The organism is Ralstonia sp. 24A2 (assembly GCF_051783885.1).
Classification (GTDB): domain Bacteria; phylum Pseudomonadota; class Gammaproteobacteria; order Burkholderiales; family Burkholderiaceae; genus Ralstonia.
In genome coordinates, this window is record NZ_JBPVZD010000003.1 from 96,726 (window position 1) to 122,184 (window position 25,459).

Genomic DNA, 25,459 nt, shown 5'->3' on the forward strand with positions numbered 1-25,459 from the left:
CTAGATCGACTTGGCCAGCTTGGCCAACGCCAGCGCGCCGATCACTTCCAATCCGAACGCCGCCAACATGAGCGTCTTGCCAAACGGGTCGTGCCACATCGACATCACATAGTTCGCGTTGGACATGATGATCAGGCCACCCACCACCACGGGCAGCAACCCGAGAATCCATGCGGACATGCGCGTCTCTGCCGACAGCGCCAGCAGTTCACGCTGGGCCTGCTCGCGGTCACGCATGAAGGCCGCCGTACGCTCCATCACGATGTCGGCTCGCCCACCGTAGCGCAACGACAGCCGCAGCACGGAAGCCACCAGGATCAACTCGTTGACGCGGTACTGCTGCCCCACGGCCAGCACCGCCGCATCCAGGTCCTTGCCCGCGCGCTGTATCTGCGCAGTGGCGACCAGGCAATTGCGCAGCGGCGGCTCAGTGTTGGCGCTGGCTGCCTGGAACGCTGCCGGCACCGCGCTGCCAATGGTCATCAGGCGCACCACGCCATCCAGGAAACCCGGCAACTGCCGCAACAGGCGCTCGTTGATGCGGCGGGTCCGGTTCCAGAACAGGAACACGGCGATCAACGCATACAGCCCAACAGCTGTCACAGCAGGGAGCAGCCCCGACACCGCCCACGCCAGCAGCGCGATCAGCACTACCGGCCCGATCAGCAATGCGTAGAAACGGCGGGTGGGCTCGATGTCGGCGCGGCGCAGCGCATCGTTCCAGGCACGGTTGAGGCTATCGGGCACGCTGGCCGGCACGACTTCCACATTCGGCTGGTAGCGTGCGTTGATCTGCTCAGTCTGCGCGCGCACGAACGAACGCGAGGCCTCGCGTTCACGGCGTCGCACGGCTTCCGACCACAGTATCAGCGCACCGCCAAACAGCAGCAGCGCCAGGCAGCCGAGCCAGAGCGTTGCGCTAGACATGGAAGCGGCCCCCGCCGCCAAGTCCACCACCCATGCCACCGCCCATGCCGCCTTCCAGACCCGCGTTGCGCATGCGCGCCAGCTTGGGCGAATGCGGTTGCAGGCCGAGTGCCGTCCATCGGTCCATCTCTTCGCCGTCGGGGCCGATATAGGGCTCGTAGCGATACAGTTCCTGCGTGGAGATGATGTTGTCGCCCATGCCGGTGATTTCCGTGACAGACAGGATGCGCCGCTTGCCGCTGGACAGCCGCCCAATCTGCACGATGAAGTCGATGGCGTTAGTGATCTGCCGACGCAGACTCACCTCGCTGCCCTGAAAGCCGGCAAAGCCGGCCAGCATCTCCAGCCGGTACAGGCATTCGCGCGGGCTGCTGGCGTGGATGGTGCCCATCGAGCCATCGTGCCCTGTGCCCATGGCCTGCAGCATTTCCAGCACTTCGCCGCCACGCACTTCGCCCACGATGATGCGGTCAGGACGCATGCGCAGGCTGTTGCGCAGGAGGTCGCGGATGCTCACCACACCCGAGCCCTCGAAACCACCCGGACGGCTTTCCAGGCGTACCACGTGGGGGTGATTGAGCGACAGCTCAGCCGTGTCTTCGATGGTGATCACGCGCTCGGTCGTCGGAATGTGATAAGCCATCGCGTTGAGCAGCGACGTCTTGCCCGAACTCGTGCCGCCGCTGACCAGGATGTTGCAGCGCGCCTGCACGGCGGCCTGGATCAGTGCGCCGATCTCCTCGTTCATCGTTCCAAGGCCGAGCAGGTCTTCCGGCTTGAGTGGATCCTTGCGGAACTTGCGGATCGACACCACCGGCCCTTCCAGCGCCAGTGGTGGGATGACAACGTTGATGCGACCGCCATCGGGCAGGCGCGCATCGACCATCGGGTTCGATTCATCCAACCGACGGCCGATCGGCGCAAGGATGCGGCGCACGATGCGCAACAGGTGATTGCCGTCAGAGAAGCGCACCGGAATGCGTTCCAGCATGCCGTGCCTGGAGACATACACATCCAGGTGGCCGTTGACCAGGATGTCTTCCACGGCCGGATCGCTCAGCAGATCCTCGAGCGGGCCAAAACCGGCCAGTTCCTTGGTCAGCGCCTCGGCAATCTGCCGCACCTCCGTCTCATTGACGGGAATGCGGCGCATGCGCGTGAAGCCTTCGACTTCCAGGTCGACAAAGCGCTGGATGGCAGTGCGCGACCAGCGCCCGAACTCGGCACCCAGCTCTTCGATGCGCGTGAGCAGATGCTCGTGCGCGGCTTCCTTGATGTCCTGGAAGGCCTGCGAAACTGTAAACGCGCCGTTGCTGCCCGCGTCCGCCTGGTTGGAGAACTCGATGGGTTGGGTCATGTCGCGTTCCGTTCGGTCGTACCGAGATCGAGCTCGGCGGCGTCTGCCGATTTACGTTTGAGGCGTCCGGCAAATCGCCCCCCCAGGCGCTCGCGCGCATCCGCCAGCCAGTCCGATACGCCCGAGGCACGCTCACCTTGCTGGGCATAGCGCAACGTCTGGGCAATCTGCGCCAGCGCGCGTACGTAGGCGTCGTTGGGGTGCGTTTCCGCCAGCATCGCGCCCTGGTTGGACGCAATCACCAGCGCCTGGCGTCGGCTCGGCACCGTCTGCACGGAGGAAATCTCCAGCCGCTCGGCAATCTGCGCCGCATCCAGCGACAAGCGCGTGTCGAACTTCGAGATGACCAGGTGCAGGTGGTCGCGGTCAATCTCGCGCTTCTTCAGTTCCTGCATCAACTCGGCGGCCGAGACGATGGCGCCCACGCTCTGCTCAGTCACCAGCATCACGTCGTCGGCAGCCTTGACCAGTTGGGCGATGAAGTCGATGTTGCCGAAGCCGCCCAAGTCCACGACCTGTAGATCGAAGAAGGTGCGCAGGCGGTTCAGCAGCCCCAGTGCCTCAGAGAACGAAATGTCTCGCATCTCCGCCAGCGAGATCGGTAGCGGTAACACCGCCAGCCCGTTCGGGTGGCGCGACAGCGCGGTCTGCACGAACACTTGGTCGAAGCGGCGCAGATTGCGCACAGCCTCCACGAAATGAAAGTTGGCCTGCACGTTCATGTACAGGGCGCCATCGCGCAACGGCTGACCGAGGTCGAGCAACATCACGTCGCTGGCAGACGTGCGGCGCACCAGCGTAGCCAGGTTAGTGGCGAACGTGGTGGCGCCCACCCCCGGACGTGCGCCCAGAATGGCCAGCACGCGGCCACGGCGCGTCGGCTCGGTTGAAGCACGTTCGGCCAGCAGACGGCGCACCACGCGCACAGCTTCGGCCGGAGCCCCGTCCACGTCGACGAAATCCTTCACACCGGCACGCAACGCGGCCAGCATCGCGCGGCCATCGGCAGCAGAGCCCACCGCCACCAGCGGCAACCCGGGGAACAGGCGCGTCAGCTGGCCAACCAGTTGCGTGGCCTCACCGATGGCATCCGTGCCCTCACCCAGCTTCTGATCCTGGTCAGGCACGTCGATCAGCGTGGGTGACGACGCGAAGCGCACGAACACCACCTCGGGGTTGACTGCGCCGATCTGCTCCAGGAAGGCGTCGTGGCCATTGGTTTGCGCCACCAGCACGCCCAGTTCGCGAATCGCGCCTGCCAGCCAGCGGTGTGCCGCCGCCGACTGTGCATCGCCATGGCCGCCACCGTGCAGAAGAAAGTAGTCCATGCCTGCCCCCTTCCCTTACCGCGAGAAACCCGGCATGGCAGCCGAATCGGCACTGCCCAGCGCGAACGGTCGCCAGAACGGCGCATCCGGCCGGTCGAGGTCTTGTCCGTTGGCTTGTCCTGGCAGCATCTTGTCGATCGGCGCATTGCGCGCCATCGGCTTGACAAGGTGTGGTGTGACGATGATCACCAGTTCGCGCTCGTCCTGGTTGTAATTCAACTGCTTGAAGAACGTCCCGATGACAGGCAAATCGCCCAGGAACGGCACCTTGTTGAGGTTGGATTGCGTTGAGCGGCTGACCAGCCCACCGATGATGAAGCTCTCGCCGTCACCCAGCTCGACGGTCGTATCGGCACGGCGCGTGACGATGGCTGGCACGGTTGCGCCATTGAGCGTGATGCCGCGACTGAAATCCAGGTCGCTCGCCTCGGGCGCCACCTTTAGGGCGATACGGTCTGCCGACAGGATCGTAGGCGACACCGTCAACCCAATGCCGAACGGCTTGTATTCAATCGTGGTGGTGCCCAACGACTGCGGCACGGGAATCGGGATCTCACCACCGGCCAGGAAGTTAGCGCTCTGGCCCGATAGCGCGACCAGGCTGGGCTCGGCCAGCACGCGTGCCAGGCCGTTCGACTCCATCAGGCCGAGCGTGGCGCCCAGGTTCCAGTGCGCCCAGCTATGGCTCCAGTTGGCCAGCAGGCTAAAAGCTGCACTCACCGGACTGCCACTGCCGCCAGACGAGATGCCACCGGTGGTAGTCCCAAATTTAAAGCCCGAATTCAACGAGAAACCGACCTGCTTGAGCACCGTCTTGCTGAACTCCACCACCCGCACGTCAACCTGCACCGTGCCCGGTACCCCGAGAGCAGTGGTATCGACCACGTTGCCGCCCTTGGGCTTTTCAGCGCCGGTGGCCGCCCCGCCCGCGCGGCGCGCGCGCGCCAGGGCATAGACATCCTTGGCCTGACCGGACACCACAGCGGTGTCGCCCTGTACATCGACATTCGGGTCTCCCGGGATGGGCGCCCCGGCATCCACTTGCACGTTGTAGGTGATGGCCGTCCCACCTTGCGTCCAGACCATCACGCTGGCCGCCCCAGGCTTCTTGGCGATGATCAGCAAGCTGTTGGCAGCGCCACGTCCCTTGAGCAGCAGCGCATCGGCGATATCCGGATTGCCGATGGCGATACGCTCGAGCGGTTTGCCCAAGCGAATCTCGCGCTGACTACCGGTCAGCAGATGCAGCATCTGCCCTGTCGACGCCGTTTCGGCGAAAGCCGTCGATACGAAGGCTGCCGATCCGATGGTCGCCAGTGCAAGCCCGCCCATCCAACCGCGAACCACGGCGGCATCAGTCATGTTGGTCCTCACGTTTACCTGCGCGGATGATCTCGACGCCGCTGCCGGCGTTACTGCTGTGTACGGCGCTGCGCGCGACCGTGGCCGGAGGCAGCGATTGCGTTTGCAGCACTGGGGCACGTCGCCCGTCAGTCGAGCTGGTCAGGCTATTGAGCGACACGCCTGCCTGCGCGACGTCCATCGGATTACGGTTGGCGGCGGCCAGCAGAGCGGCGTCCTGCGGCTTGACGGTCGGTTCTGCATCATCGGCAGGGTTGCGCAGGGCCAGCAGCAGGCGGCCGGATTGATGCGCCATCGCCAATCGGCTGACGGCTTCCACCGGCACCGACAGCACTGCCGTCCTGGCCGGCTCTGTCTTGCGCGACGCGGCGGCGCCATCCGGCGCCTTCTGGGGGCCTTCATTCACGGCCACGGTGCCGAAAGCCAGCACGCGCAGATGCGGCAAGAGCAGATTGGCTCGGCTGCCGTCGACCTCCTGGCCATCTTTGCGCATGACCAGGAAGACATCGACGTAGTCCCCAGGTTGCACGCGGTTGCCCACGCCGATCACCTCGTCCACCATGACAGCCACGGCACGCTGGCCAGGCGCGACCTGTAGCGCCAGACCCGACGACAGTTGTGAGCCGATAAGCGGCACGCCTACGCCGAGCGTCACGATCGGCTCGCGGCCGACCACCTTGCCCGCGTCGGAAAATCCATCATCCGGGTTGATGGGCAGCATCTCGACAGCCACGGCATCGGCACCGATCGGCTTGCCGGCTTCCAGCGGCTTGGTAGTTACCACCACCGGATACAGCGTCTTGCCGTTTTCATGCACCGTGACAGGCGCGGCGGGCTTGTGCGCGCTGCGCCAGGCCACGGCACCCAGAATGGCAGCAAGGAGCAGCAACGCGGCGGCGAACATCTGGAGGTGTTTGCTGGTCATCGAGGCAATCTGTCCATGCAGTCAATGAGAAAAATCGGCGGAGCCAGGACGCGTCACGAGCCAGGCACGAGCTGCACCACGGCCGAGCCCGTGAGCGTGGCCGGCACCGGCAATAGCGGAATGGCGGGCAGTAGCGGGCTGGAACCCGTGGTGACCGGCAGCGTGAGCACCACGCTCAGGCATTGCATGCTGGTCATGGTCGGACATGCCACCAGTGGCGCACCGCTCTGGTTGGTGGTGACCTGCGAACTGATGAACGGTGGCAGCGAAGCCGTGGCGGCTGTATAGGCGGCGGCCACACGCTGGGCGTTGGAAGGCTGGTAGCGCAGCGCGGCGCGGGCGCCTTCTTCGGCAGAAAGCGTCAGCACTTGCTGGACTGCGAAAATCAGGCCGTAGTAGGTGATGCCGAGCATCAGCGTCAGCAACGCCGGCAAAGCCACGGCGAATTCAATCGATGCCGCCCCTCGGTGGAAGCGCCCTCGGTAGGGGGCAAGCGATCCCCCTCTGCGCGCCAAGATGCGCACACTGTCCCGTTCCAATGCCGGCATGGCCGACTCCTTCCCTGTTAAGACTCGAACAGTCCGCTTGAACGGATCTTGTCGTCGACTACCGCACCGTGGGCACCGGCACTACATGCCCGGCAGCCAAGGCATGCGCATCTCCGATGGCACCCATTGCAGGCATAGCAAGCCAATCGCCATGTACGCCGCGTAGGGAATGCCGCGCCGCCCCGCTTGCTCGGTCTGCCAACGCGCCAACGCTGGAACCATCCGCATGACCATCCAGGCGGCCGGCGCAGACGCATCCATCCGACGCAGTAACAGGATTACCAGCGCATGGCCCCCAGCAAGCAGGCTGCCGATCAGCCAGACCGCCACCAGACCGTGCCAGCCAGCCAGCATGCCCGCCACTGCGAAGAACTTGACGTCACCCGCGCCCATCCAGCCGATGGCATAGAGCGGCAGGAAACACGCAAACGCAATCGCACCGCCCAGCAAGACATCACGCCAGTCGTGAGCCAGCGCCCAGATCGGCCCGAATGCCATGAGCACGACAGACAGCACCAGCCCTGCGGCGACGAGCCAGTTAGGCACGCGCCGCGAGCGAAAGTCGTATGTGATGGTGATAAGTGCGAGAAGCGCTACGCTCGTCCAGCCAGCGATTTCTGCTTCGCCAGTCAAGAGAACTAGCTCACTGGGCGCAGGCAGCCCCGTTCAACTTCGTGCAGACCGTCTGAAAGGCGGTTCTGATCTGCACGCCGAGGCTGCTGACAATCGTCACGATGACGGCGGCGATCAACCCGGCAATGAGGCCGTACTCGATGGCCGTGGCACCTTGTTCGTCGCGAAGGAACTTCAGAACGGCGTTTTTCATGATTGCTCTCCTGTTTGCACTCGCCCGCGGATGTCGTTGATCTTGACCAGCCTGCGGTGCTCCGGCCGCGACCAGTTCATATTGACGAATAACGGATAAAACGCTTTGTGATTTATAGCGATGACGCAATCGAAAGATAATATTTTCGCTGCGTCGACTTCGTTCCGCTAACGAAACGAAGGTGACATGCCATCAGACGGTCTTGGTCCCGCAAAAACGTCTAATGACCACCACACGCCCCAACCCGTTACCTTTTTTCTCGGAGTGTCACGTCTGTCACGTAACGTTCCGTAACGGTTTTATAGGCGCGTGGCGCCGCAAACAAAATAACTCAACTGAGGTACTTACTCTCAATTAGAGTGAAGTCTCTATTTAATTTTATTAAAAACGCGCCAACCCTCTGAAAACTAATGGAAATCCCTTAATGATCGGCAGCCTAGACCCATTATATGGGCGGGTTCTCCATTAATCCGGGATCGATCTGAACGCTCCCCATGCTCTGTCACGGCAAAAAAAGGATGCGCGAGCGACGGGAACACGCCCGCGCACCTTCAAGAGCACAGACAGGTACTGCTCAGTGCGCCAGGCTGCTTACGCCGCCCAGCAAGTTCGTAACAGGCGCTAGCGGATTGCTGCCCGAGGCCCCGCCGGCTGCGCTGGTCACGCCGCCCAACAGGCCTGTGATAGGCGCCAGTGGGTTGGAGCCACCCGCAGCACCGCCCAGCAAGCCAGTAACGGGGGCCAGCGGGTTGCTACCACCAGCGGCGCCGCTCAACACGCCAGTCACAGGCGCCAAGGGGTTCGAGCCACCGGCCGCACCGCCCAGCAGACCGGTCAGCGGTGCCAACGGATTGCTACCGCCAGAGGCGCCGCCCACCCCGCCGAGCAAACCACCCAGCGGATTGCTGCCCGAGGAGCCGCCGGCAGTGCCTACGCCACCCAGGGCCGCCACCGTCGTTCCGACTGAGGTGACCACCGGGCCCAAGCTCGAAACTACCGGTACGCCCGTCCCGGTAATGGTGTTGCCGGCACCGGCCACACCGCCGCCTACCGTACCCAGCAACGAGCTGAACGGGCCGCCCAGGCCAGTCATGTCGCCGCCCGATTGCGTGGCGTTGGTCAGCTGCGTGGTGACCGGCACGATGGCCGAGCTGGCCTGTTGCGTAACTTGTTGCACTGCGCCAGAAGACAGCGCGCTGCCCAGCAGCGTGCCGCCGCCAATCAGCGCCTGACCAATCTGCTGCACGCCACCGCCGACCGGTTGGGTGATCGGTGCGAGCGGCGCGCCCGAGCCTTGGCCCAGGCCCTGCACCAGCGTCCCAGCGCTTACCGCCGTTTGACCGACGTCCGTCACAACGTTGCCGGTGCTGGCCACGGTCGTACCGATCGGATTCGGGTTCTGGCCCATCTTGCCCAGACCAGTTTGTACGCCCAGACCCAGATCGCTGACGGCCTTGCCGGCGTTGCTGACCGTACCGCCCAGGCCGGCCTTGGCTTGGTCGGAAAGGCCCGGAATATTTGCATTCTGCAAGGTCGTGCCTAGGCTGCTGACGGCCTGCCCCGTCGCGACGACAGTGTTGCCGGTGCCATTGGCGACCTTGCCGACAGGCGTCACGCCCGTCAGATCGTTCGGGCTGGGGCCATTCGGCGAGCCTCCCGAACCCGAACCTCCCGAGGAACAAGCCGCCAACATGAGGGCAGCAACAGCGCACGCCAGCGGCGCAACGCGGATGGAGTGGCGAATGTGAGTCATGGTCCGTCCCCTTCTTTGCTTTGGTTGGTTGTATTACCTGATGTCTGCGCTCGGTACTGCGGACTGCGGACTGCGGGCCAGATTCTGCAATTGCCATGCCAATGGCATTAGAGCAAAACCTCGACTTTGGAAGAGTGGCGCCGCAACAAGCTTTGCAGGCAACACATCCGGCATTACCCGAATACGGCAGACGGGCGTTACGCGCAGAAAACCAGTGTTCCCGACGTTACGTTGTAACGTGACACGGAACATATTCGGTCCGGACATAACCCCAATAGCAAACGTTTTCCTCCCTCACCAGGAGGGAAGGGTAAATCCCTTGTTTCAGTTAGTTTTCACAATTCCTCCATTTTCTAGGGGTCAAATATATCGAATTCTTATAATCAATTACGTATGGCGTAATAATCCAAACATGGCACACCGTTTGCAGGGCTCCGCTACCCAAATCGACATTGGGACCATTTTCCAGCTGACAAAAAGCGGACTTTTTAAAACGGGAGAACGATCATGAATAAGAACATCAAGTGCCTGGCAGCCACGATGGCAAGCCTGTTGGTGTTGGGCGGTTGCGCCAGCTCCGGCTCAGGCGATATGGGTGGTTCGTTGGGGGGCTCTGGCTCTAACGGAACCGGTGGCTCCAATAACAACACCGGTGGCTCGACACCGTCGCCCTCGCCGTCGCCCTCGCCGTCGCCCTCGCCGTCCCCTTCGCCGTCCCCTTCGCCGTCCCCTTCGCCGTCCCCTTCGCCGTCCCCTTCGCCGTCCCCCTCGCCCTCGCCGACACCCGCTCCTGCGCCCCTGACGCCGACGGGCGTGATCCTCAACAACACGGGCAACGTCGTCACGGCTGCCGGCTCGACCGTCAGCGGTATCGGCTCGGACATCAAGAATGCGCCGCTGCCCTCGCAACTGAGCGGTGTGCAGAGCGGCCTGGGTGGCGTGGTAGATAACGTCGGCTCGACAGTTTCTGCACTGGGCACCGGCGTGCAGAATGGGCTTGGCAGCATCGGCCGCAATACGAATCCGGTTGGCACCACGGTGTCGAGCCTCGGCAACGTGGTGACGGGTGCAGGCAACACGGTCACCAGCGCCGGCACGCTGGTGAACAATCTGGGGACCGGCCCGTTGGCGCCGCTGGCTCCGGTGACGACGCCACTGGCTGGTGTGGTCACGCAAGTCGGCCAAGCCTTGGCCAACGGCGGCGGCACGCTGGGCACGGCACTGTCGACAGGCCCCGTACAGCAGCTCACGCAACAACTCAGCACAGCCATCGTGCCGATCACCTCACAACTCACCGGCGGCACGCAGACACTGGGCGCGACCTCGGGCCTGGGTTCACCGGGTAACACGCTGCTGGGCCAGTTGGGAGGCGCACTTGCCAACGGTGGTAGCGCCATCACCGCAACCCATGCACCGGTCGTCGGCAACCTGGGCGGTGTGGTGACGGCGGTGGGCAATACCGTCGGGGCGCTGGGCGGTGCGGTGTACTCGCCGACGGCATCGCCGAGCAACCCGTTGGCACCGATTACCAGCGCACTCGGCGGCTTGGGTGGTACCGGTGGTAGCAATCCGCTGGCACCCATCACCGGCGCGCTTGGTGGCCTGACGGGCGGCGCAACGGGCGGCTCCAACCCGCTCGCCCCGATCACCGGCGCACTCGGCGGCTTGGGTGGTACCGGTGGTAGCAATCCGCTGGCGCCCATCACCGGCGCGCTTGGTGGCCTGACGGGCGGCGCAACGGGCGGCTCCAACCCGCTCGCCCCGATCACCGGCGCACTCGGTGGCTTGGGTGGTGCCGCTGGCGGCAGCAACCCGATCAGCTCAATCACTGCGCCGGTGGGCACGGTCGTCACCACAGTGGGCAGCGGCCTGACGTCGGCCGGTGCCACAACGCCGCTGGCCCCGGTAACGGGCACAGTCGGTGGCTTGCTGGGCACGGTGGGTGGCGTACTGGGCGGCACGCGTCACTGATTGACACGCAGTTCAACGCACGGCGGATCGGTCTGACCAGCCGGTCCGCTGCAGCGTTTCAAACGCGCTGATGTGGCGCCAAATGGCGTCATTGCTGGGCAAACGGGCACCGGTTAACACACCATTGGTATCAACCAGGGCGTTGCGCCGCGTGAACGTTGCCTCTATGTGTTTTGTTGTAAAGCACTATGTCTCGCGGTTATCGTTCCATGCAGTGCGCAACCATGCGCAGCGTCGACCGGCCCGGACCGGCTGAACGCTTCACTGCAGAACAAACACCACGGAGGAGACACGCGTGCGGAGCACCACGATGCGGTTAGCGCTGGCCACAGGCGTTGCATTGACCAGCCCGGCGTTGAGCTGGGCCCAGAGCAGCCCCACCCAAGGCAATCCGATCGACACGCTGCCCAAGGTCGATACCTCCCGCCCACCCGAGCAGAAGATTCAGGTGCAAGTCCAGCGGCCAAACCCGGCGCTGGACAACCTGCTCGCCACGCATCTCACGCCCACCAAGTTCCAGATCGAAGGCGTCAAGGCGCTGCCGTTTCCCGAAATCGCCGCGCACTTCGCGCCGATGGCCGGGCACGACGTCACCGTCGCGCAGCTGTTGCAGGCCGCCAACGAGGTCACCAAGCTGTATGCCGACCGCGGCTATCCGCTCTCCTTCGCATTCGTGCCTGCACAGACGTTTGAGGGCGGCGTGGTACGCATCACCGTGGTGGAGGGCTATGTCGCGCGCATGCGCATCGAGGGCACGCCCGGGCCACTGGAAGGTCGCCTGCGCGAGATCTCGCAGCGGTTGATGGACGAGAAGCCACTGCGCAAAGAGACATTTGAGCGCGTGACCGGCGTGCTGGCATTGCAGCCCGGCGTGCAGATCACCGCGACCGTGCAGCCGCCCACCACCACCGATGGTGCTAGCGAGCTGGTGCTCAACGTCAAGCGGCAGCCCTACACCATCGGCACCGGCGTCGAATACCGCTCACCTGGTGTGCGTGCAGTCATCACGGGCACACTCAACAGCGTGACGCCGCTCGGCGAGCAGATCACGGTATCGACGCTGCAGCCGCGCGGGCCGGATCACGAAACGTTCTACTCCGCCACCTGGGCACAACCGATCGGCACCGACGGGCTGCTGGCCAAGTTCACCTGGTCGCACTATCGCGGTATGCCCGAGAACCTGCCGCTTGAGCAGCTCGGCTATCAGTCGCGCTACTTGACCGACACGCAACGGCTGGGCCTGTCGCTGAGCTATCCGGTGCTGCTGTCGAACACGCGCAGCCTGACGGTTACGGGCACGTTCTACGGCAACGACGACAAGCAGCAGTACTCGCCGCAGAATCCCGCCCTTCCGCAGACCGAGCTGGATGCCAAGGTGCGCGTGGCCGGCGCCGAAGCGCTGTACACCGAAGTCAACCCGGGCGAGACGCGTCGCGCATCGCTTGGCCTGTACCAAGGCATCAACAGCCTTGGGGCGGGCAAGTCGGCCAACAACAATGTCGACTTGAGCTTCCTGCGCACGCGCATCACTGCCAGCGAGGCACACGACTTGCCGCTGGGCTTCGGCATCGTGGTCTCGGGTGCGGCGCAATACAGCGGTGCAGTACTGCCGTCTTCGGAGCAGATCAGCTTTGGTGGACGCTTCTTCGGCCTGGCCTATCCGGCCGGCGAAGTGGCAGGCGACCGCGGCTGGGGCGCGTCGGTTGAACTCAACCGCATGTTCACGGTATCGATGGAGTACCTGAAAACCGTGCAGCCCTATGTGCTCTATGACACGGCCAAGGTGTACTCGAACGGGGGCACGCTGGTGCATGACCAACTCGGTTCCATTGCGCTGGGCGTGCGCTTCTCAGACCGCAAGTACTACACGCTGGACCTGGCGGTTGCGCGCCCAGTGGGCGACAAGCCAGTCAACACGAGCTCTCGCAGCCTGCGCTTCACCGCTGCCTATACGTACCAGTTCAACTAGTCACAGGTACAAGGCGTTGAATAGGTTAAGAAATTTTGTATATTTTTTATATTTTCAGCGCTGAAAGTCACCCATACTCCCTCCCAAAGGGGGGGATACAGCACTGCCGGAATTTGGGAGCATCAGAAGCGGAATGTTAAGTTTTTCCAAAGAGTTGCCGATTACCAAGGAAGTCGCGCAGAAGAACAACAATCAACACAGCGACAGCGGCCAACAGCACGTCAGGCCGCAACACGCCGATGGCGAGGGTCAGTCCCCTCAGCCGTCGCAATACGCACCGGGGGCCACCATGCTGCAACGTCTATCGGATGACGCAGAATTTCATCGACTCGTCGATACCATCTACGAGGCGGTGCTAGACCCCGCGCAGATGCCGATTGCCCTGGCCTTGCTCTCCGTCTACGCAGGGGCCGAAAGCGCACATTATTTCGTCTGGGACAAGCACACCGACGCGCCGCGCCAAGGCGTTTCGTCGGGCTGGTGCCAGAACTGCCCCCAACCGGGCCACTGCAACGCCTTCTGCCAAGACCCTCAACTGCTGCACACCCCGCAGGCCGAAGACGCGCCTGCGCGCGGCGTGACGTTGATGGACACGCCGGACCTGAGCATCACCATGCGCCTGCGCACGCGTGACGACACCTCGGAGGTGAGCGCCGCCGAGCGCGAAGAACGTCTGCAGCGTGTTCTCCCCCACCTGCAGCGGGCCGCCCGCATGCAGCAGCGCAATCAGGAACTGAACGAACTCGCCGCACTCGGCATGGCCGGGCTGGATACGCTCGACTTTGGCGTGATGGTGATCGAACGCAGCATGCGCGTGAAATACGCCAATGCATGGGCGCGCACGATGACCGCAGAAGACGACCGCCTGTCGCTCGATGGCGGCATGTTGCACTCCGCTGAGCACACGCATAACGCAGCACTACGCAACCTGATCGAACAGGCTGCCGGCTCGATGGGCGTGCAAGGCGCGGCTGGCTCGTGGATGTATCTGGCACGTGATGGGCGCCCTGTCCCATTCATCGCCACCCCGCTTGCACCGTCCGATGCCATGCGCTCAGCCTGGGCCGCCCCGCTGGCCCTGGTGCTGGTAGGCAATTCCGAAGCGCGCTCGGTCATGGATGCAGGCGTGCTCGCCTCGCTCTTCGGGCTGACGAACAAGGAATGCATCGTCGCCGCGCGTCTGGCCGCCGGCGAGACCCTGCAGGAAATCGCCGATCGCGAATTCCTGTCTCTGCACACCGTGCGCGTGCACATCCGCGACATCCTGCGCAAGACCGGCACGCATCGCCAATCCGAACTCGTACGCCTGCTGCACCTGCTACCGAGCGTCGACTTGGAACGCGCCGGAGCCGCCACCCCCGCCTCACGCCGGCGCACTCGCCTGAACGCCTGATCCTCATCCGCAATCGCGGGCATACAGCCATTCGCGTATACCCGGGTCATGTGCCCGGTTTTTTTGCCGATGCATTAGGACAGGCGCGGAGCCGCCGCAACTGTTCGATACAGTGCAGTAGCCGCAGATTATTCCTACGCATTCTGTGAATAGCACGCAACAAGCTGGCTTTTTCGCCGCCTGAAACAGCAGGCTTTTGCGCTATCCTCGCCGCAAAACACAGACAGGTGCCGGTCGAAAGTCGGGGGGCCGCACCGAATGCGCTTGCATGCATAACGATTTCCATATTGCGCTGCTGCTGTTTGCGTGGGTAAGCACGGGCTTAACCACGTTTGCCGCATTAGACGCTGCGACACGTCTGCCGGGGGGCTCGACGGTCGCAAAACGCCGTAGCTGGCGCATTGCCTGCGCCAGCATTCTTGGCATTGGCCTATGGTCGGGGCTGTGGCTTGCCCAGGTCGGCCTGCATCGGTCATTGGCCGCGCCGCTCACGGCACCCATTTCTGCCACGCTCATGACCGCGTTGGCAGCTTCACTCGCTGCATTCCTGATGGTGTTGCCGGATACATCACCGGCCATCGCCGGACAGCCGCCGCATCGCCATCGCATCGCCATCGGCGCCATCGCACTTGGCATCGGGTTGATGATCGCGGAGTTGTATCTGGCACGCCCGTGGGTGCACGACGATGCCCTCTCGCTGCAACGCACACTCATTGGCTGGGGCGGTGGCATCCTCGTGCTCGGCGCAGGCTCCTGCTTGGCGATGTGCATGGCCTTCCATCTACCGCCGGCACAGCGCCGTGCCGCAGTCGGGCTGCGTGCGCGTGCGGCCGCGGTGCTGGCAACGTCCACCGTGCTGTCACTGGCGGCGTGGCCATCAGCCAGCACCTGGCCCACCGACGAAGCGACCATGCTGCACGTGGTGCCCGTCATCATGCTGAGTGCCGGCGGCGTACTGCTGGCGCTCGGGCTGCACGCCGTGCTGATCATGCTGGAGACGCGCGTCGATTCCGCACAGGCCCATCTGGCGGCGTCGCTGGCGCGCGTCGCGAATCAGGCACCCACGCCGCAGCATCACGATGCGCTCACCGGCTTGCCCAATCGGCTTCAGCTTCGGCAATCGCTCGATAGCGCAATCCTCTCGACGACACGGCGAGGGCGTCCCTTCGCCCTCTTCTGCCTGGACCTCGACAACTTCGGCCAGATCAACGAGCAATACGGCCGCGCCACGGGCGACCGCGTATTGCAGATCATCGCCGAGCGCCTGCGCCAGACGATGCGCGGCGAAGACATGGTCGCCCGGCTGGGCGGCGATGAGTTCGCCATTCTGGTTGAAGGCCTCACCCTGCCCGAGGCGGCCGCCACCATTGGCGACAAGCTCCTCTTCCGCCTGCGCGAACTGGTGGAAGTCGACGGGCGCCGCCTGCGTGCGACGGCCAGCATCGGCGTGGTGATCCATCCGCACAATGGCGCAACGGCAGATACGCTCCTGGAGCATGCGGACGCCGCCATGTTCGATTGCAAGCAGTCCACCGGCAATGCTTACCGCTTCTATGAGCCGCGCCTGAACACGACGGCGCATCGCGTGTTGCAGATCCAGCGCGCGCTTTCGCATGCGGCCCTGAACGGCCAGCTATCGGTGTACTACCAGCCCAAGTTTGATGCGTTCACGCAAGAGATGACGGGCGCGGAAGCGCTGCTGCGCTGGAACCACCCGGAACTCGGCCCCGTGTCACCCGCCGAATTCATTCCCCTAGCCGAACGCACCGGCACCATCGTCGAGCTGGGTGACTGGGTGGTCGAAGAAGTCTGCCGGCAGATCATGCATTGGGATGCCGCCGGCATGGCCCCGCAGCGTATCGCGGTCAACCTCTCGCCGCGCCAGTTCCAGCAGCCGGACCTCGTGCAGCGCCTGTCGCAAATCCTGCATCGCTATCAAGTGGGTGCACACCGGCTGATGTTCGAGATTACCGAGACCGCCGCCATGCGCGATGCCAGCCAGAGCATTACGGCAATTCGGCAGATCCAGGCACTCGGCATTGAGGTGGCCATCGACGATTTCGGCACTGGCTACTCCAGCCTCAGTTATCTGCAGCGCTTCCGTGCGCAGCAGATCAAGATCGATCGGGCATTCGTCTCCGCGCTCGACGACAACCCGCCCGAAGCGGCCGCCATCATCCGTGCCATCTGCGCGATGGCGCATTCGCTGGATATGACGGTGGTGGCGGAAGGCGTGGAAACCGAGGCGCAAATGGAGGCCTTGGTGAATCTGCACTGCGACCAGGTACAGGGCTATCTGTTGGCGCGCCCGTTACCGGCCAAGGATTTTCAGGGCTTGCTCGAGGGAATGCTATTCGCGTGAAGCAATTGTAAAAATGCGCCATTTTGATGCATTTTTCATTTCCCTTTCGAGAACCTTTCAACGCGCGTTCGAAAGCTTTTCATCAAATCGGCACGCGGTGCGGCTGCCGAAGCAATGAAGCAATCACATAAAAAAAATGTGGGCCGTGCACGCTCAATGCTTCTCGTTGGCATTGAACACACGTCGTAGCGTGGCCTCTCACTTCTTCATATGTTCACAATTTCCACTGCTCCCCGACAAATGGCCACACCATGCCGGTTTGTGCAACGCCAGCTGCGGCGCAAAATCCACGCCGTTGACATGAGGTCTTAACGAAATTCATTTCACTCGGTCAAAGTCGTTATAATGCGGTGGGCTACGGGGAGCGTGCCCATGTTTCAATTGCAAAGTTGAGGAATCCATAATGCCGACTTACAAGGAAATCGTTCAGAAGATCTCTGAACTGCAGCGCCAGGCCGATGAACTCCGGGCAAACGAACAGGCGACGGTGATCGCCGAAATCAAGCAGAAGATCGTGGAATATGGCCTGACCGCCGATGACCTCGGTTTTGGCGCCAAGGGTGCAGTGGCTTCGAAGAAAGCCGGCCGCAAGGTGCCGGTGCGTTACCGCGACAACAGCGGCAATACCTGGACAGGCCGTGGCAAGCGTCCGGGCTGGCTGGTCAAGGAGTTGTCGTCGGGCCGGAAGATGGAGGATTTTCTGGTCGCCTGACCCCGATGTAAAAGCAGCACATCCGAGTCCGCACAAAGAGGCAACCGGAAACCACAAAAGACAAGGCCGGCGATATTGCCGGCCTTGTTCATTTGCGCTGTACCTGTCCCTCGCTATACCTGAAAGCGCCCCACCGCCGAGCGCAGCAATTGCGCCTGCTCTTCCAGCGAGAGCGCCGCAGCCGCAGCCTGCTCCACCAACGCGGCGTTCTGTTGCGTCACTTCATCCATCTGATTCACGGCCTGATTGACCTGCTCAATGCCCGAGCTTTGCTCGTCGGATGCAGCAGAAATCTCACCCATGATGTCGGTCACGCGCTTGACCGCCACCACCACTTCGTCAATCACGGTGCCGGCTTCCTGCACCAGCGCCGAACCGTTCTGCACCCGCCCGACCGAATCGCCGATCAACTCCTTGATCTCCTTGGCGGCACTGGCCGAACGCTGCGCCAGGCTACGCACCTCGCCTGCCACCACGGCAAAGCCACGGCCTTGCTCGCCGGCACGCGCGGCTTCCACCGCAGCGTTGAGCGCCAGAATATTGGTCTGGAACGCAATACCTTCGATCACGCCAATGATGTCGGCAATCTTCTTGCTGCTCTCGTTGATGCCCGACATGGTCTCGACCACGCGCCCGACCACCTCACCGCCCTTGACGGCAATGTCCGATGCGTTGACGGCCAACGTGCTGGCCTGACGCGCATTGTCGGCGTTCTGCTTCACGATCGACGTCAGCTCTTCCATGCTCGACGCCGTCTCTTCCAGCGACGATGCCTGTTGCTCCGTGCGCTGTGAGAGATCGGCATTACCGGCCGCAATCTGTTTGGTTGCGCTGGCAATGGAATCAGCCGAGTTCTTGATGTCGCTGATCGTGCCCGTCAATTGCTGCTGCATCTGCGACATGGCGAAGAGCATGCTGTCGCGATCGCCTTGGCGCGTCTGCACACGCACCGCCAGATCGCCGCCCGCAATGCGTGCGGCAACGTCTGCGGCATACGCCGGCTCACCACCCAGCTGGCGCTGCAGGCCGCGCGTGACGACCACCACGACCACGGTCATCAGCAGGCCAATGCCCAGCAACAAACCAAGCGACTGCATGAGCGAGGTACGAAACGCTGCATCCACATCGTCGATATACAGCCCCGTCGTCATGGACCAATCCCAGGGCTCGTAGTACGAGACGTAGGTCAGTTTGGGTTCTGCTTTGTCGCTGCCGGGCTTGGGCCACAGATAACGCACGAACCCGCCGCCGGCCTTGGCCATCTGCGCGATATCGACAAACAGGTGCTTGCCTTCGGGATCGGTTGCGGCAGACATGTTCTTGCCCACCATCTCAGGCTTGATCGGGTGCATGACCGACACGGTGTCGGTTCTCGACAGCGAGAAGTAGCCGTCGGTGCCATAGCGCATATCCTTCAAGCGCGCGATGGTCTGGGCCTTGGCCTCGTCCACCGTCATCTTTCCGTCTTGCGCCAGTTGGCCGTATTCCTTGATGACGCTGAATGCGGTGGCGCTGACATTCTGGAGATCGCGCTGCCGCTCCTCCATGCGCACGGTGCGTGCGCTCCATGCACTCCACAATGTGATCACAAGCAGGCACAGCCAGCTCAGGACGAGCGGCAACCACAGCTTCTGCCGAAGCGTGAGTCGGTTCATCTTCCTTCCTCCAAGCGTTTCTTCTTGTCCGCGTGATGCTGGCGGCGCTCCCCGGCGCGATTGCACGCGCTCTTTATGCGCTATCGGGCGGGCCTGAAGAAAACTTGAGTACTAAGAGCGATCAACTTCAGTAAAGACGAAGCGACCTCAACGCAGCGCGTTGGGATTGATGCTGGGCAGTGTGCCGTTGTTGGCGGGCGCAGGCGCGGGCTCGGTCGGCGCAATCACTGTGGTGGGCACGCGCGAGGCATCGGGCGCATTGTCCAGCGGCGACCACGACTCCCACAGACCTTGACGACGATGCGTTTCAGGCGCTGCTGTGGACTCGGCAATTTCTGGCAAGGCAGTGGTTGCTGTGGCTACTTTTTGTGCCGATTCGACATGCGAGCCAGCCATGCGTGTGGCACGGCCGCCTGCATCACGCACCGCCACGCCGTGCGCAATGATCTGGCGATAGCTGCCATCCCTGTGTCGCATGCGGAACTCCGCAGCGTAGGCGGAGGCGTTGCCGTCGACATGCGCCTGGATGCGGTTGAGCACCAGCGGCAAGTCATCCGGGTGCACGAGGCGCAGGTACTCACTGGTACTCGGGCCAATTTCCTTGAGCGTATAGCCGAGCATGGCCGCAAAGCGCGTGGAGAACTGCGCGCTGCGCGTAATCAGATCGAATTCCCACAAGCCGACATCCGCACCATCGAGCAGCAATTGATGACGTGCGGCCAGTTCAGCCTCGCGCTGCCGATAGCTCTGCTCCAGATCGTTGAGCGCCTGCATCGTTTCCTTGCGGCGGCGGATCTCGCGGGTGGCAATTGCGGCCGAGGTGTCACCCGATGCGCGGTCACGGTAACCGAGCAAGAAGCCGGCGAGCACCGTCGCCATTGCCCCGCCAGCCAACAGCAATTGCAGCCAGGCAGGCACACTGCCGACAGGAGCCAATGACGAATCCACCAACGAAGCCGCATACACCGCGTCGATGGCCAGACCGATGCCAAACAGCACACTCACGAACAGGCTCACGACAGGGCGACGGACAGCCACCCCCGTCGCACCTGATTGCGCCGACAGCGCAAACTGCAACGCCGCAGCACAGGCCGCCGCCGACAGCAACATGACGATGCCGAGCACACCGGCATCTGCCCAGGCCATCGCATCGAAACTGGTGATGCCCGCCAGCAGCAACACCACCACGGGGCCGCTGATGCTCAGCAACATACCCAGCAGCACCGCACGCACAGTGCCCGCCCGACCACCCAGCACGCACCACAACGCGGCCACCGCAAGGCTCCAGCAAAACGATGCCAGCGTCATCACCTGCGGCACAGCGCCCTGATGCAAAGGCCAGCGGGCAACCAGCGGCAGCAACGGCACCGTCCACAACGCAATCGCACAGAACAACGCGGTCATCACCAACGGCAACCGAGAGCGCATGGCACCAGCACTGCGCAGATCGTCCAGCAAACGCAACAGCAAGCTGCCCGCGCCGCATGCCACGATCAATGGCAACAATGCGCCAGCAAGCCTGCCGGTCAGTTGAGCAACAAGGTGAGCGACGTCATCCACTGCGGGGTGGTTCCAGTTCTGCGGGTATCAAACAGCGTCGTGGATCAGCGGGACTGAAAGCCATCCGGGTTCATGCTTTGCCAGCGCCACGAGTCTTCGCACATGCGCTCGATGCCGTATTGCGCGCGCCAGCCCAGCATCGATGCAGCGAGCGCTGGATCGGCGTAGCACGCGGCGATATCGCCAGGGCGGCGGTCCACGATCTGGTACGGAACCGGGCGGCCGCTCGCACGCTTGTAGGCCTCAACGACTTCCAGCACCGAGTAGCCGCGCCCAGTGCCCAGGTTGACGGTAAAGCCACGACCATCGCGGCGCAGCACATCAAGCGCCGACAGATGCCCGCGCGCCAGGTCGACCACATGGATGTAATCGCGTACGCCAGTGCCATCAGGCGTGGGCCAATCGCCGCCGTAGACGGAGAGCTTCTCGCGCTTGCCAATGGCCACCTGGGCCACGTAGGGCATCAGGTTGTTCGGAATGCCGCGTGGGTCTTCGCCGATCAGGCCGCTGTGGTGCGCACCCACCGGATTGAAGTAACGCAGGTAGGCAATCTGCCAGGCGGCGTTGGAGACCTCCAGATCGCGCAGCACCTGCTCGCCCATCAGCTTGGTCTGGCCGTAGGGGTTGGTGGCCGACAGCGGAAACGACTCGGTAATCGGCACCGTATGCGGATTGCCGTACACGGTTGCTGACGAGCTGAACACGAGTTGACGCACATTGGCATGCGCCATCGACGCACACAGCGTGACCAACCCGCCGATGTTGTTGTCGTAGTAGGCCAGCGGCTTCTGCACCGACTCGCCCACCGATTTGAGCGCCGCGAAGTGGATGACGGCCGAGATGCGTGTGCTGGCAAAGAGATCGTCGAGCAGGCGGCGGTCACGCACATCGCCCTGTACAAACTTGGGCGTCTTGGCGGTGATCTGCTCGATGCGCGAGAGCACGGCCGAGCTGCTGTTGCACAGATTGTCGAGGCCGATCACCTGATAGCCCGCATCCAGCAATTCAACCCAGGTATGCGAAGCAATGTAGCCGGTGGCGCCGGTCAGCAAAATGGTTTCTGTCATTGGGTGCGAGGTATCGAGAAAGAGGTCGTGGCGTGCCGATTCGAGCGCGGCATCGGGTTCACCGCATCGATGCAACCGGTGCGGCAGAACAGCGCGATCATAGCAAGCCGAACGCCGGATTGCGGGCAGTTTGCAAGCGATATTGCGCAAAAAAACCGTGCTACGAAGCGGTGCCCTTGCGCCCATCCGGATGGGCTGCCGCCTGCCAGTCGGCGTACGCCGAGCGCAGACGCCAGGCCGAGGTCTGGTCTCGCAAGCCCAACGCGTACCCCACCTCGGCAGGGGCGGCACCCGCATCGAACAGCGCCGCCGCGTAGCCGTTGCGCAGGGTCTGCGGCGAGAGCCGCTCGCTGCGGTGCACCAAAGCCGGCAGCGCCGCCAGCCACGCCTCGACGCGACGGTAGACCGAGGCTGCGTGCATGACGCGCCCACCCGCATCGGCCACGAAGACACGCTCGCCAGGCACCTCGGCGTGACCGCGCACGGCCAGCCAGGCCGCCAGCGCGGGGCGTGCGCTCTCCAGCAGTGGGGCGTGGTAGGACGGGCCGCGCGGCGGCTCGACAGTGATGTTCTCCAGCGCCGCATCCACCTGACGCAGTAGCAAGGACTGCACCTGCGCGACTTTCAGCCCCGCGCCATGGCACACCGCCACCAATGCCCTGTCGCGCGCCAGCTTGAACGCACTGGCGTTCGCAGCCGCTTCACTCGCCCGCGCGCCCACCTCCAGCGAGGCTTCGATCGCGACACGTTCGGCCGTCGAGAGAAAGGTGGTCGGATCGTTCTCACCCTCTGCCAGCTTTTGCTGCACAGCAGCGCTGGCCGGGTTGTGCGTGCCCGGGTTTGGCGTTCCATTTGGCAGCAATTCGAGCTGGTGGAAGACACGTTCGATCAGGCGTGCATACCGATACCGGTGCAGCTTGGTCAGTCCTGACTCATCCAGGAAGGCGGCGATGTCGCCAGCGCTCCAGTCCGCCAACGCACGTTGGCGCGATTCCGCCCAGCGCAGCCATTTGCGCCACATCGCGCGGTACACCGTCGCCGACGATTCACGATAGCCGCGTGCGGCCAGCCAATGCTCGAAGGCCTGCGCGGGCTGGTCGACCCAGTCCTGCAGGGTCGGCTGGAACAGGTCAGGGACGGGCGTGGCGGGCGGCGTTGGATTGACTGACATGCAGGAAAAACGGGCGGGGCCGAACGTTTCGCGTATCCTGCCGAGCGTAACATGCCGTCATCAGCTCCCTCGCGGACCCCATCGTGAAGAAAACCGACCTCGAAAAACTCAAGGGCCTCAAGATCGCCAACAGCCTCAAGCGCGACAGCCAGCGCGCCGGCAAGCCGGGCCAAGGCACCGGCCGTGCGATTCCCCAGAACAAATTGCTGAAGGCGCTGCTTGGCAAGCCAGCCGAAGACGACCCGAAGAAATCCTGACGCGCGCCCCACACATCTAGAGCCCCGCCCTGTTGTTCCAACGGGCGCTTGGGTGCTACCGTCCGGCGCGTTTCCACATTACGTGACGCGCCGGCCATGTCCTCCTCCACGCCCTCCTCGCCGTACCCCCACCTGCTGGCACCGCTCGACCTCGGCTTCACCACGCTCAAGAACCGCGTGTTGATGGGCTCGATGCATACCGGGCTGGAAGACGGCAACCACTTCGACCGCCTGGCCGCCTACTTTGCCGAACGCGCACGTGGTGATGTCGGTCTGATCGTCACCGGCGGCTTTGCCCCCAACATTGCCGGGTGGACCAAGCCGTTTGCCGGACGACTGGCCACGCATGGCGCAGCACGCCGTCACCGCATCGTGACCGACGCCGTACACCAGGAAGGCGGCAAGATCGCGCTGCAGATCCTGCACACCGGCCGCTACGGTTATCACCCGCTTGCGGTGGCACCGACCGCGCTGCGCTCGCCCATCAGCCCGTTCACGCCGCGCGAGTTATCCGTGCGCGGCATCGAGCGTCAGATCCGCGCCTTCGTGCGCTGCGCCCAACTGGCCCGCGAGGCCGGCTACGACGGCGTCGAGATCATGGGTTCCGAGGGCTACTTCATCAACCAGTTCCTCGTCACCCACACCAACAAGCGCACCGACGACTGGGGCGGCAGCTACGCCAACCGCATGCGCCTGGCCGTCGAGATCGTCCGGCGCACGCGCGAGGCGGTGGGCCGCGACTTCATCATCATCTACCGCCTGTCGATGATCGACCTGATTCCCGACGGCAGCTCGTGGGAAGAAGTCGTGCAACTGGCCCGCGCCGTGGAGCAGGCTGGCGCCACCATCATCAACACCGGCATCGGCTGGCACGAGGCGCGCATCCCCACCATTGCGACGAGCGTGCCGCGCGCGGCCTTCGCATGGGTGACGAAGAAGATGAAGGGCGAGGTCGGCATTCCGCTGGTCACGTCCAACCGAATCAATACGCCGGAAGTGGCCGAAAGCGTATTGGCTGACGGCTGTGCAGATATGGTCTCGATGGCGCGCCCGCTGTTGGCCGACCCTGAGTTCGTACGCAAGGCAGCAACTAACCGCGCGCAGGACATCAACACCTGCATCGCCTGCAACCAGGCCTGCCTGGACCACGCGTTCAAGGCCAAGATTGCGAGTTGCCTCGTCAACCCGCGTGCATGTCATGAGACGGAACTCGTCATCCGCCAGACACCGGCCAAGCGGCGCTTTGCCGTGGTGGGCGCGGGGCCTGCGGGCTTGTCGGCGTCGATCACGTTGGCTGAGCGCGGCCATGCGGTGGACCTGTTCGATGCCGCGCCGGAAATCGGCGGCCAATTGAACATGGCCAAGACGATTCCGGGCAAGGAAGAGTTTCACGAGATGGTGCGCTACTTCACCCGCCGCGTAGAGGCCACCGGCGTGACGCTGCGCCTGGGTGCGCGCGTCGATGCGCAGCAACTGCTGGCGGGCAAGTACGACGCGATCATCATCGCGACGGGCGTGTCGCCGCGCAATCCGAAGATTCCGGGGCAGGACCATCCGAGCGTGCTGTCGTACATCGACGTGCTGCGCCATCGCAAGCCGGTGGGCAAGCGCGTGGCGATTGTCGGCGCGGGCGGCATCGGCTTTGATGTGGCGGAATTCCTCGCGCTCGATGGCCATTCGCCCACGCTGGACTTGCAGACCTGGCGCACGGAATGGGGCGTGGGTGACCCGACGCAAGTGCGCGGCGGCGTGGATGGCATTCGCGCGCAACCCGAGGCACCTGCGCGCGAGATCCTGCTGCTGCAGCGGCGCGCCGGCAAGCTGGGCGCAGGCCTGGGCAAAACCACCGGCTGGATCCACCGCACGAGCCTGAAGAACATGGGCGTGCGCATGATGGGCGGCGTCAACTACGAGCGCATCGGCGACGAGGGTCTGCTGGTGAGCTACGGCGAGAAGCGTGAAGCCGCTGAATGGCTGCCGGTCGATTCCATCGTGCTGTGCGCCGGGCAGGAACCGCTGCGCGAACTGGTCGAACCGCTGCAGGCTGGTGGCGCCAAGGTGCATGTGATTGGCGGCGCCGATGAAGCGCGCGAACTCGATGCCAAACGCGCCATTGACCAAGGCACACGCCTGGCCGCATCGCTGTGACGCTTGCTGCGGGTGCGGGCGCGGGGACAAATGAAGGATTTGCACCCCGCACCCGTTTTTACAAGCCCATCCGCATTCAAACCGGCCGCAGATGGCGAATTGACAACGCCTGGCGCGGTCGGTCCGGTTCTTGCGTGAAACGGCGCATCACGCACATCCACATGAACC

General features: G+C 63.7%; 20 protein-coding genes. 7 read left to right on the forward strand and 13 right to left on the reverse strand.

The window, feature by feature from the left end; all coding sequences use genetic code 11:
- From ACS13N_RS17855 to ACS13N_RS17895, 9 genes are all read right to left on the reverse strand, one after another.
- Window positions 1-927 carry a type II secretion system F family protein gene (locus ACS13N_RS17855; protein ID WP_438932961.1) on the reverse strand — a complete coding sequence of 309 codons (927 nt, stop codon included), beginning with the start codon at window positions 925-927 and terminating at the stop codon, window positions 1-3.
- Complete coding sequence (locus tag ACS13N_RS17860; protein ID WP_438932962.1) at window positions 920-2,284, reverse strand: CpaF family protein; 1,365 nt, start codon at window positions 2,282-2,284, stop codon at window positions 920-922. The genes ACS13N_RS17855 and ACS13N_RS17860 overlap by 8 nt, the downstream gene beginning before the upstream one ends.
- Entirely contained in the window at window positions 2,281-3,612 is a 1,332-nt protein-coding gene (locus tag ACS13N_RS17865) for an AAA family ATPase (RefSeq protein ID WP_438932963.1), read from the reverse strand. Before ACS13N_RS17865 ends, ACS13N_RS17860 begins: the two co-directional genes overlap by 4 nt.
- A 15-nt stretch (window positions 3,613-3,627) precedes the next feature.
- A complete protein-coding gene (locus ACS13N_RS17870) occupies window positions 3,628-4,974 on the reverse strand; it encodes a type II and III secretion system protein family protein (RefSeq protein WP_438932964.1) in 1,347 nt (448 codons plus the stop codon).
- A complete protein-coding gene (cpaB, locus tag ACS13N_RS17875; RefSeq protein ID WP_438932965.1) occupies window positions 4,967-5,899 on the reverse strand; it encodes a Flp pilus assembly protein CpaB in 933 nt (310 codons plus the stop codon). The genes ACS13N_RS17870 and cpaB overlap by 8 nt, the downstream gene beginning before the upstream one ends.
- 53 nt (window positions 5,900-5,952) lie before the next feature.
- Window positions 5,953-6,447 (reverse strand): TadE/TadG family type IV pilus assembly protein, encoded by a 495-nt coding sequence (locus ACS13N_RS17880; protein WP_438932966.1) that lies wholly within the window; start codon window positions 6,445-6,447, stop codon window positions 5,953-5,955.
- Window positions 6,448-6,528: 81 nt separating this feature from the next.
- Window positions 6,529-6,993: an A24 family peptidase gene (locus ACS13N_RS17885; protein WP_438934442.1), complete on the reverse strand. Its 465-nt coding sequence runs from the start codon at window positions 6,991-6,993 to the stop codon at window positions 6,529-6,531.
- 97 nt (window positions 6,994-7,090) lie between these two features.
- Window positions 7,091-7,273: a Flp family type IVb pilin gene (locus ACS13N_RS17890; protein ID WP_438932967.1), complete on the reverse strand. Its 183-nt coding sequence runs from the start codon at window positions 7,271-7,273 to the stop codon at window positions 7,091-7,093.
- A gap of 574 nt (window positions 7,274-7,847) precedes the next feature.
- On the reverse strand, window positions 7,848-9,026 hold the full coding sequence (locus ACS13N_RS17895; RefSeq protein ID WP_438932968.1) for a collagen-like triple helix repeat-containing protein: 1,179 nt from the start codon (window positions 9,024-9,026) through the stop codon (window positions 7,848-7,850).
- A gap of 507 nt (window positions 9,027-9,533) precedes the next feature.
- Between ACS13N_RS17895 and ACS13N_RS17900 the strand changes: the two genes are divergently transcribed.
- The 5 genes from ACS13N_RS17900 to ACS13N_RS17920 all read left to right on the forward strand — a co-directional run bounded on the left by ACS13N_RS17900 (window position 9,534) and on the right by ACS13N_RS17920 (window position 17,433).
- Window positions 9,534-10,997, forward strand: a complete 1,464-nt coding sequence (locus ACS13N_RS17900) for a collagen-like triple helix repeat-containing protein (protein WP_438932969.1) — start codon at window positions 9,534-9,536, stop codon at window positions 10,995-10,997.
- Between the two features lie 295 nt (window positions 10,998-11,292).
- Window positions 11,293-12,966: a ShlB/FhaC/HecB family hemolysin secretion/activation protein gene (locus tag ACS13N_RS17905; protein ID WP_438932970.1), complete on the forward strand. Its 1,674-nt coding sequence runs from the start codon at window positions 11,293-11,295 to the stop codon at window positions 12,964-12,966.
- A gap of 133 nt (window positions 12,967-13,099) precedes the next feature.
- Window positions 13,100-14,359, forward strand: coding sequence for a helix-turn-helix transcriptional regulator (locus tag ACS13N_RS17910; protein WP_438932971.1), 1,260 nt, complete (start codon window positions 13,100-13,102; stop codon window positions 14,357-14,359).
- A gap of 268 nt (window positions 14,360-14,627) precedes the next feature.
- On the forward strand, window positions 14,628-16,721 hold the full coding sequence (locus ACS13N_RS17915) for a putative bifunctional diguanylate cyclase/phosphodiesterase (protein WP_438932972.1): 2,094 nt from the start codon (window positions 14,628-14,630) through the stop codon (window positions 16,719-16,721).
- Between the two features lie 403 nt (window positions 16,722-17,124).
- On the forward strand, window positions 17,125-17,433 hold the full coding sequence (locus ACS13N_RS17920; RefSeq protein ID WP_438932973.1) for an H-NS histone family protein: 309 nt from the start codon (window positions 17,125-17,127) through the stop codon (window positions 17,431-17,433).
- Between the two features lie 113 nt (window positions 17,434-17,546).
- Here the strand turns inward: ACS13N_RS17920 and ACS13N_RS17925 are convergent, their stop codons facing one another.
- From ACS13N_RS17925 to ACS13N_RS17940, 4 genes are all read right to left on the reverse strand, one after another.
- Window positions 17,547-19,088 (reverse strand): methyl-accepting chemotaxis protein, encoded by a 1,542-nt coding sequence (locus ACS13N_RS17925; RefSeq protein ID WP_438932974.1) that lies wholly within the window; start codon window positions 19,086-19,088, stop codon window positions 17,547-17,549.
- Between the two features lie 147 nt (window positions 19,089-19,235).
- Window positions 19,236-20,648, reverse strand: coding sequence for a PAS domain-containing protein (locus ACS13N_RS17930; RefSeq protein ID WP_438932975.1), 1,413 nt, complete (start codon window positions 20,646-20,648; stop codon window positions 19,236-19,238).
- Between the two features lie 44 nt (window positions 20,649-20,692).
- Window positions 20,693-21,715, reverse strand: coding sequence for a UDP-glucose 4-epimerase GalE (galE, locus tag ACS13N_RS17935; RefSeq protein WP_438932976.1), 1,023 nt, complete (start codon window positions 21,713-21,715; stop codon window positions 20,693-20,695).
- A 160-nt stretch (window positions 21,716-21,875) separates the two neighbouring features.
- Complete coding sequence (locus tag ACS13N_RS17940) at window positions 21,876-22,886, reverse strand: tyrosine-type recombinase/integrase (protein WP_438932977.1); 1,011 nt, start codon at window positions 22,884-22,886, stop codon at window positions 21,876-21,878.
- A gap of 83 nt (window positions 22,887-22,969) precedes the next feature.
- On the opposite strand from ACS13N_RS17940, the gene ACS13N_RS17945 reads away from it, so the two are divergent.
- Window positions 22,970-23,143 carry a hypothetical protein gene (locus ACS13N_RS17945; RefSeq protein WP_438932978.1) on the forward strand — a complete coding sequence of 58 codons (174 nt, stop codon included), beginning with the start codon at window positions 22,970-22,972 and terminating at the stop codon, window positions 23,141-23,143.
- A 96-nt stretch (window positions 23,144-23,239) separates the two neighbouring features.
- Window positions 23,240-25,291: an FAD-dependent oxidoreductase gene (locus ACS13N_RS17950; RefSeq protein WP_438932979.1), complete on the forward strand. Its 2,052-nt coding sequence runs from the start codon at window positions 23,240-23,242 to the stop codon at window positions 25,289-25,291.
- Window positions 25,292-25,459: the final 168 nt, after the last annotated feature.